The following is a 2,603-nucleotide window of genomic DNA, read 5'->3' as shown; positions in this document are numbered from 1 at the left end:
TTTTATTGAAATTTTCATATTAATTTACAACATTTTCAAGAGGCATAGCCTAAAATTTGAAATAGCTTAACTCCTACCGGAGAAAATATAGCTTTTTGTGGCTTAATCATAGTATCATTATAAATTTTGAATTTCTTTTATTATAAAAGGGAGCGCTTCTATAATATGATTTGCATTTATACAAAACATTTTTTGCGAAAGCTTATCGCCACAGTAGCCATGAATATACGCACCAACACATGCTGCAGTAAAGGCGTCATAACCTTGAGATATAAAAGAGGCTATAATGCCAGTTAAGCAGTCCCCCATGCCACCTGATGCCATTGCACTACTCCCAGTAGGGTTAATGTACAGGGCTTTACCATCCGTAATTATTGTATTAAATCCTTTAAGTAATAAAACAACATTGTGTTTGATTGCAAATTCTTTTGCTATATCTATTTTGTTTTCATTTATTTCATCTATTGAAAACCCTGATATTCTTGCCATTTCCCCTATATGAGGTGTAAGAACTATCCGATGTTTCTTATTTTTAAGCATTTCAAGGTTGCCATCAAGCACGTTTAAACCATCTGAATCAATTACAACAGGACAGTTAGAATTTAATAAAACTTTTTCAAGTAAATCTAGAGTGGTTTGGTTATTGCCTAGTCCAGGACCAATTGCAATACAATCACTTTTAGTTATTAAGGAATCTAATTTTTTTTCATCATTAGTTGAGGCAGTCATAGCTTCAACTAATTTTTCACTTAGTATGGTTTGAATTGATGTGTCACAGCCTAGTGTAACAAGCCCAGCTCCACTTCGAACAGCAGCCTGCGTTGCAATATATGCAGCACCTGTAAACCCTAATGATCCTGCTAAAATAAGTGTTCTTCCATAATCACCTTTATGTGAATATTTATTTCTTTTTTTTATTAACTTTTGAATAAAGTCTATATCCATTATATATTCATTTTTATGAAATTTATCTACTGCTTTTTTTGGTATTCCAATTTTCTCAATAACAATTTCTCCAGTAAAAGCATCTGCACCATATGTAATAAATCCCTTTTTATAAAGTCCAAATGTAACGGTTTTATTACTTCTAATGCAAATCCCCATTACTTTTCCACTATTGCATTCAAATCCTGATGGAACATCAACTGACAAAATATAATTACTATTATTATTCATAATTTTAATTGCTAAAGAGTAAATGCCTTTAACTTCTCTACATAAGCCTGTCCCAAAAATAGAATCAATAGTCATGTCACAGTGAATTATGCTTTCTCTTAAAGTTTTCAAATCTTCATTGTTATTTACTTTTATTATTTCTACACCCATATTTTTTATAATATTAAAATTTACCAGGGTATCTGCACTCATATTTTTCTCAAAGCCAAGAGAAAATACCTTGACATAATTTCCTCTATTAAAAAGATGTCTTGCTACTGCAAAACCATCTCCACCGTTATTTCCACTGGAGCAAACAATTACGAAATTCTTATTGTTTGATTGTATATTTTTCATTACCGTTAGTGATGCATTTTCCATTAACACAATACCCGGAATTCCTAAGACGTCTATACAATAGCGATCAATATTTTTCATTATCTGCGAAGTTGCGATTTCCATTTTTATTTTCCTCCCAAGGTTCATAAGCAATTGCAATTTTTCTATGAGATATGGTTGGATGTAATTTACAATTGCTATATTTTTTAACATGCTGTTTTGTCTTACATTTTATAATTGTAATAGGGTAACATACAGTGCTTTTTCAATTTTAATAATATCAGTTTTAATTAATAGTATCAAATAAACTACTTAATATAAACAATATTTAGTTAGTATAATATTGCCTATATTAGGTTCAACTATTGACAGCGTTTACAGAATACAGTAAAATGAAATTAAATGAAATACAATGAAACAATAAAACAATAAAACGAACATTAACATACATAATCAAACATAAACGTTTGAAAATTATGTTGTCTATTAGCTATTAAACAGTAACAACGTGACAAGTTATTAAAATAAATTTTAAAGATAATATTAGTAGGATAAATTATAAAATGGGAGATGAAAAATATGGAATTAAATACATTTGAAAGTGAGATGTTAATCGATATTTATGATAATTATATGCAGCCAGATATGCCGTTTGAAATTGAAAACTATAGATTAACAGAGGAATGCCCAACAAAACAGATACAAGAATTTACTTCGTATTTAAAGAAACTAAAGAAATTAGGGCTTATAAAATATGAAGAAAGAGAAGTCTTTGTAAAAGGCGGAAGTTTCAGCACTAAATATAACAATAATGTAACTGTAATTTATGAGGATAAAATAAATATATCTTCTAAAGGGCTGAAATTAGTAGAGAGATATAATTACATTCATTCAGAAATTGAAGAAAAATGTATAATAAATGATTAGTATAGACAATAAAAAATGAATTTATTGTATGATGCAAAATAATATAAAAAAACATTTATGCAGAAATATTTACTTAGACCAGCTAGTTAAAGTCAAGTGTAAATTTGCGAAAGTAGTTGTTAATTTCATTGCATAACAAAAAGACCATTGCATAACACGAACAATGGTAAATTTAGTAATTA

The 2,603-nt window shown here is 28.7% G+C and carries 2 protein-coding genes; one reads left to right on the top strand and one right to left on the bottom strand.

The window, feature by feature from the left end:
• Positions 1 to 117: 117 nt before the first annotated feature.
• The gene (locus tag KPL38_RS18925; RefSeq protein WP_216290690.1) at positions 118 to 1,617 is read right to left on the bottom strand and encodes an NAD(P)H-hydrate dehydratase; all 1,500 of its coding nucleotides are present in this window, start codon (positions 1,615 to 1,617) and stop codon (positions 118 to 120) included.
• 456 nt (positions 1,618 to 2,073) lie between these two features.
• Here KPL38_RS18925 and KPL38_RS18920 point away from each other — a divergent pair, with 456 nt between their 5' ends.
• Positions 2,074 to 2,421 (top strand): hypothetical protein, encoded by a 348-nt coding sequence (locus KPL38_RS18920; protein WP_216290689.1) that lies wholly within the window; start codon positions 2,074 to 2,076, stop codon positions 2,419 to 2,421.
• Positions 2,422 to 2,603 lie beyond the last annotated feature (182 nt).

Origin of the sequence: Clostridium psychrophilum, assembly GCF_018861705.1 — a bacterium.
GTDB classification, from domain to species: domain Bacteria; phylum Bacillota; class Clostridia; order Clostridiales; family Clostridiaceae; genus Clostridium_AD; species Clostridium_AD psychrophilum.
This window is presented reverse-complemented; position numbering and strand designations above follow the sequence as displayed.